The organism is Streptomyces solincola (assembly GCF_002982015.1).
GTDB classification, from domain to species: domain Bacteria; phylum Actinomycetota; class Actinomycetes; order Streptomycetales; family Streptomycetaceae; genus Streptomyces; species Streptomyces solincola.
Genome location: NZ_PVLV01000263.1, coordinates 1 through 6307, shown reverse-complemented (window position 1 = coordinate 6307; position 6307 = coordinate 1). Strand labels below are relative to the sequence as shown.

The window sequence follows — 6307 nt, the reverse complement described above, 5'->3', positions numbered from 1 at the left end:
CTCGTGGGCTCGGAGATGTGTATAAGAGACAGGCGCACCCCCGCCCGGCCCCGCGCTGCGGTTCGCGGTGCTCGGACCGGTGCGGGTCACCCTCGACGGGCAGGCGCTGGCGTCCGGGTCGCCGCAGCAGCGGGCGCTGCTGGCCGCGCTGCTGCTGCGGGAGGGGCGGACCGCGACCGCCGGGGAGCTGATCGACGGCATCTGGGGCGAGCAGCCGCCCGCCCAGGCGCTCGCCGCGCTGCGCACCTACGCCTCCCGGCTGCGCAAGGTGCTGCCCGCCGGGACGCTGGTCAGCGAGTCGGGCGGGTACGCGCTGCGCACCGGCGGCGCGACCGTGGACCTGGCCGCCGCCCGGGAACTGGCCGACCAGGCCGCCAAGGCCCGCGCGGCCGGCGACCCGGCCGGGGCGCGCGAGCTGCTGGCCCGGTCGCTCGGAAGCTGGGACGGCGAGCCGCTGGCCTCCGTGCCCGGCCCCTACGCCGAGGCCCAGCGGGCCCGGCTGGACGAGTGGCGGCTGACCCTCCTGGAGACCCGGCTGGAGCTGGACCTGGAGTGCGGCCGGCACGCGGGCGCGGTCTCCGAGCTGACCGCGCTGACCGCCGCGCACCCGCTGCGGGAGCGGCTGCGCGAACTGCTGATGCTGGCGCTGTACCGGGGCGGCCGGCAGGCCGAGGCGCTCGCCGTGTACGCCGACACCCGCAAGCTGCTCGCCGAGGAGCTGGGCGTCGACCCCGGCCCGGAGCTGGCCCGCCTCCAGGAGCGCATCCTGCACGCCGACGAGGAGCTGGCCATGTCGGGCGGCGGCCCCGCCCCGGCCGCCGCGCCCACCCGGCCGGCCCAGTTGCCGGCCGGGGTGCCCGACTTCACCGGCCGGGCCTCCTTCGTCCGCGAACTGGGCGACAAGCTGGTCTCCGCCGGCTCCTCGGTGATGGCCGTCTCCGCGCTGGCCGGCATCGGCGGCGTCGGCAAGACCACGCTGGCCGTGCATGTGGCGCACGCCGCCCGGCCCGGCTTCCCCGACGGCCAGCTCTACGTCGACCTCCAGGGCGCCGGCCCCCGCCCGGCCGAACCGGAGACCGTGCTCGGCGCCTTCCTGCGCGCCCTGGGCGCCGCGGACTCCGCCGTCCCCGACACCCTGGAGGAACGGGCCGCGCTGTACCGCTCCACCCTGGCCGGCCGGCGGGTGCTGGTGCTGCTGGACAACGCCCGGGACGCCGCCCAGGTCCGCCCGCTGCTGCCGGGCGCCGCGGGCTGCGCCACGCTGGTGACCAGCCGGGTGCGGATGCTGGACCTGGCCGGGGCGCACCTGGTCGACCTGGACGTGATGTCCCCGGACGAGGCGTTGCAGTTGTTCACCCGGATCGTCGGCGCGGAACGCGTGGGCGCCGAGCGGGAGTCCGCCCTGGACGTGGTGGCCGCCTGCGGGTTCCTGCCGCTGGCCATCCGGATCGCCGCCTCCCGGCTGGCGGCCCGCCGCACCTGGACGGTGGCCGCGCTGGCCGTCAAGCTCGCCGACGAGCGGCGCCGGCTGGACGAGCTGCGCGCCGGCGACCTGGCCGTGAAGGCCACCTTCGAGCTGGGATACGGGCAGTTGGAGCCGGCCCAGGCGCGGGCGTTCCGGCTGCTGGGCCTGGCCGACGGGCCGGACGTCTCGCTGCCCGCCGCGGCCGCCGTGCTGGACCTGCCGGCCGAGGACGCCGAGGAGCTGCTGGAGTCCCTGGTGGACGCCTCCCTGCTGGAGTCCGCCGCGCCCGGCCGCTACCGCTTCCACGACCTGGTCCGGCTGTTCGCCCGCTCCTGCGCCGACCCCGCGGACGCCCCCGGAGGCGAGGGCGCGGCCGCGCTCGACCGGCTGCTCGGCTTCTACCTGGCCACCGCCGCCCGGGTGTACGCCATCGAGCGCCCCGGCGACCGGCTGGTGGACCGCCTCGAGCCGGCCGGGTACGCCGGTCTGGACTTCGCCGACCGGTACGCGGCGCTGGACTGGCTGTACGCCGAGGCGCACTGCGTCCTGGCCTGCGCCCGGCAGTCCGCCACGGGCGGTGGACCGGGGCCGGGACCGGGCCGGCTGCGGCGGGCGGTGGACCTGCTGTGGGCGGCGAAGGACCTGGCCGAGTCGGGCGCCAACGCCAAGCAGTACGAGGCCGCCGCGCTCGCCGCCCGGGAGGCCGCTCGCGCCGCCGGAGACGCCCGCGCCGAGGGCCGGGCCCGCACCGCGCTCACCAACGTCCACCTGGTGGCCGGGCGTTACGGCGAGGCCGACGAGGAGGCCCGCACCGCCCGGGACCTCGCGGTGGCCACCGGGGACGCGGCGCCGGTCTACTGGACCGACAACGACCGGGGCATCATCGCCCTCAACCAGGGCCGCTACCCGGACGCCGAGCGCCTGTGGGAGCGCGCCCGGGACGGCGCCCGCGCCGACGGCGACCCCTCGGTGGAGGCCAGCGCGGTCTGCAACCTCTCCCGGCTGCACGGTTTCACCGAACGCCCCGACAGCGCGATCCGCCTCGCCCGCGAGGGCCTGGCGCTCTACCGGCGGATCGGCAGCGACATGCGGCTGGACAACGCCCGGTACGCGCTCGGGGTGGTCCTCTCGCACGGCGGCCGGTACGCCGAGGCGCTGGCCGAACTCACCGAGGCCGCCCACGGCTTCGGCCGCAACCGGCAGTGGCTGTGGCAGGGCACCGCGTACTTCCGCATCGCCGAGGCCCAGTTGGCCTCCCGCCAGGCGCCGCTGGCCGCCCAGCACGCCGAACAGGCGCTGTCGCTGGGCTGCATCGGCGGCGACCGGATGCGCGGCAACGTGCTGACGGTGCTGGGCAGCGCGCTGGACGCGCTGGGCCAGCCCGGCCGGGCCCGCGCCTGCTGGCAGGAGGCGCTCTCCCTCTACGAGCGGTTGGACGCCCCCGAAGCCGCCCGCGTCCGCGCCCTGCTGACCCCGCTCGCCGCCGCCTGACTTCTGACCCCGAAGGCCCTCACCTCGCCGTTCAGCATTCGTTTATGCCCGTGCGGCAGTGTTCCTTCCACGATCCGCCGCGTCGGGGGGCAGGCGGATCGGCCCGGGGGCCGTCGCTAGGGTGAACGGTCCTGAAGCGTCCGTTCGGCGACTGCGGGGGAGCCGCCGAACGGGCGTCTCACAACCGTCCGGCCCCCACCGGCACCACGAAGGAGCACACCATGAGCAATGCCGCCGACCAGCCGGTCGCGGGGCCGCTGGGCGACAACCACACGCCGGCGCCGCCCAAGAACACCGCCACCCCGCTGGGTGACAACCACACGCCCGCACCGCCGAAGAAGGCGGCAGAGCCGCTGGGCGACAACCACACCCCCGCGCCGCGCCGTGTGCGTACGCCGGTCAGGCCCGGTCGACGGTGGCCTCGCAGAGGGCCACCCGGTCCACCGACCGGGGGGCCTTCATCCGCAGCTCGACCGTCGTCGTCTCGCCGGCGTGTACCCACACGTCCTGGGAGGCGCTGTCCACCACGGCGTCCCGGTCGTCCCGGAACTCGACGACCACGTCGAAGTCCGCGTCGACGGCGACCCGGGAGGTGACTCGCACGGTCGCGGTGGTGTCGTCCTTCCCGCCGCCGGTCTTCCGCTTGCCTTTGGCGCGCTTGCGGGCCGACTCCACGCAGTCCACCACGGTGACCACCGCGTCCTCGCCGGCCGACGCCGTCGGTGCGGGCTCGGTCGGCTCGCCGCCGCCCGAACCGCCGCCCGTCTCGTCCTCGTCGCCGACGCCGTTGTTCCGGTACGTGCCACCGGACGTGCCGCCCGACCCGCCGCCGCTGCTCCCGCTGCCGTAGTCGCCGTTGCCCTTGTCGGAGCTGGAGCAGCCGCCCCCACCGGAGCTGCTCCCGCCCTTGCGTGCGTGCGCCCCGCTCTGGAACCCGGTCAGCGCCAGCACCACCGCCAGCAGCACCACCGTGAGCCGCACCCGCCTGCCGGTCATCGCCGCACTCATCGCCGCACCCCCGTGCTGTGTCATGTTCTTGTCGTCCCCGGCAGGGTATCGGCACGGCCCGGACGGCCCCCGCCCTGTGGCAGCGCCGTGCGGCCCGGCGTACGTTCGGATGTGGAGTCGGACCAGGTCGCACCCGGGAGGCGAGCATGATCCGCAACGCCATCGGCTCGCTTCTCGCGCTCGTCGGAGCCGCGGCCGCCGTCTGGAGCCCGTTCCGCGCCTGGTACGGCGGCCGGCAGGGCCAGGACTACGCCGTCGACGACCTGTTCGGCGGCATCACCGACGCCCGGCCGGCGCTCTTCCTGTCCCTCCTGCTGCCGTTCGCCTTCGCCGCGCTGCTCACCCTCGTCGGGATCGTGCTGCGCTCCCGGCTGGTCGTCGCCCTCGCCGGTCTGGTGGTGCTGGGCTTCACGGTGCTGTGGATGGTCCGCCAGGGGCAGGCCGCCGACAGCCTGAGCATCGAGCCGGACGGCACCGGCCTGGGCTGGGGCGTGGGGGCGGCCACCGCCGGCGGGCTTCTGCTGCTGTTCGCGGCGCTGGTGATGAGCGGACGCCGCGGGGTGCGGTCCCGCCGCCGGGCCCGCCGGGACGCCGAGGAGGCCCCCGAGCAGCGGTACGACGAGCGGTACGACGAGCCGCAGCCGTACGGGCAGCCGCAGCCGTACGACCAGCCGCAGCACGACCCGTACGGCCGCCCCGGCCCGTACCCGTACACCGGTCCGCACGCCGAGCAGCCCCCGCACCAGCAGGAGCGGCAGCCGCCGTACGGGGACCAGCCGACCCGCTCGTACGGGCCCGCGGACACGCCTCCGTACGGGCAGCGCTACGACGGTCCCGGCGACGGCGGGCCGCCCACCGAGCCCGGGCGCCGGCCCCCGGACGACGACGGCCGGCCCCCGCGGCAGGGGGGCTAGCGCGCCCCGCCGCGCCCGGTGGCCGTGCCCTTGACCGCGTCCAGCGCGTACACGCAGCGGTCCTTGCTGCACGCGTAGACCACACCCGCGCGGGCCACCAGCGAGCCGGTGATCTCGCCGCCGGTGGTGAGCTTCCAGCGCAACTGGCCGCCGGCCGCGTCCAGCGTGTACAGCACGTGGTCGGCCGAGCCGAAGTGCAGTCGGCCGTCGGCGACCACCGGGGACCCGATGATCGGGCCGCCGGCCGGGAAGCGCCACTTCGGGGTGCCGGTGACCGCGTCCAGGGTGTACAGCGCGCTGCCGCTGCCCACGTGCACGTTGCCGTCGGCGACCAGCACCGGCTCGGCGGACTGGCGGGCCTCGGTGGCGATCCGCCAGCGGTCCTTGCCGGTCGTCGCGTCCAGCGCGTACACCGTGCCGAGGTAGTCGGCGAGGTACACCCCGCCGCCGGTGACCGCGGGCCCGGGGGCGAAGGCGGGCGGCGAGAGGAAGACCGCGGGGGCCTCGAAGTGCCAGCGCACATGCCCGGAGGCGATGTCCGCCGACAGCACCCGGGTGCCGGCCGCCACATAGGCGTAGCCGTCCTCGGCGGTGATCACCCGCACCGGCGCGCCCCCGCAGGAGGCGGCGTCGCCGATGGGGTAGGACCAGCGCTCGGTGCCGGTGCGGGCGTCCAGCGCGCGCAGCCGGGCGTCCTTCCACACGAAGACGGTGTCGCCGTGCACGGCCGGCCCGGCGTCGGCGGTCTCGAAGTCGGTCTGCGCGCCGGTGACCTCCCACAGCTTGGCCCCGTTGGAGGCCTCCCAGCCCTGTACGCCGCCGCCGCGGGTGCCGGTGACGACGGTGCCGCGGTCCACGGCCAGCGAGTACACCCAGGCGTCGGTGTTCAGCCGCCACCGCTCCGCGCCGTCCAGCGCGTCCAGCGCGTAGAGCGAGGGGCCGTCGGAGGCGTGCACCCGGCCGTTCTCGACCGCCATGGTCCAGGCGACCTCCCGGGTCTTGAACTGCCGCCGCCCGGTGGCCGTGTCCAGCGCGTGCACCTCGAAGGAGGTGACGTACAGCAGGTCGCCGTCGACGATCGGGGTGCCCCAGACGTCGTTCGACATCCGGAACCGCCAGGGCCGCCAGCGGCCCGGTCCGGTCGGCTCCTGCGCCGGCATCGGCGGCACGGACGGCGGTACGGGCACGGGCGCGGCCCCCGTCACCGCGCCCGCTCCGGTCAGCCCGGCCGGGCGGCGGATCCAGCCGGTGGCCGGCCCGACGTCGGCGACCACGGCCGCGCGGGTGTCGGCGACCCGCGGCCCGGGGCCGATCGGCACGGGGCCGGCGCCCAGGCGCACCGGGACGCCGGGGGCGCGGGCGTGTCCGGTGCGCGGGTCGCCGCCGGCCGGGCCGGGCGCGGGCCGGGACGAGGGGACGGGCGGCGGCG

The 6307-nt window shown here is 76.9% G+C and carries 4 protein-coding genes; 2 read left to right on the top strand and 2 right to left on the bottom strand.

Annotation, left to right across the window (positions count from 1 at the left end; translation table 11 throughout):
• The first annotated feature begins 79 nt into the window (after nt 1–79).
• Nucleotides 80–2956 (top strand): AfsR/SARP family transcriptional regulator, encoded by a 2877-nt coding sequence (locus tag C6N75_RS17530; protein ID WP_322888058.1) that lies wholly within the window; start codon nt 80–82, stop codon nt 2954–2956.
• Nucleotides 2957–3355: 399 nt separating this feature from the next.
• Here C6N75_RS17530 and C6N75_RS17520 read toward each other — a convergent pair whose 3' ends face one another.
• Nucleotides 3356–3988, bottom strand: coding sequence for a hypothetical protein (locus C6N75_RS17520; protein ID WP_146132590.1), 633 nt, complete (start codon nt 3986–3988; stop codon nt 3356–3358).
• 122 nt (nt 3989–4110) lie between these two features.
• Between C6N75_RS17520 and C6N75_RS31650 the strand changes: the two genes are divergently transcribed.
• On the top strand, nt 4111–4878 hold the full coding sequence (locus C6N75_RS31650; RefSeq protein WP_258177471.1) for a hypothetical protein: 768 nt from the start codon (nt 4111–4113) through the stop codon (nt 4876–4878).
• On the opposite strand, the gene C6N75_RS17510 is transcribed toward C6N75_RS31650, so the two are convergent.
• On the bottom strand, nt 4875–6307 hold a 1433-nt coding region (locus C6N75_RS17510; protein ID WP_146132589.1), incomplete at its 5' end, for an outer membrane protein assembly factor BamB family protein. The genes C6N75_RS31650 and C6N75_RS17510 overlap by 4 nt on opposite strands.

What these genes read in the sequence shown, in the direction of transcription:
- C6N75_RS17520 (WP_146132590.1), bottom strand. Translation starts at nt 3,988, where the DNA reads ATGACACAGCACGGGGGTGCGGCGATGAGTGCGGCGATGACCGGCAGG.
- C6N75_RS31650 (WP_258177471.1), top strand. Translation starts at nt 4,111, where the DNA reads ATGATCCGCAACGCCATCGGCTCGCTTCTCGCGCTCGTCGGAGCCGCG.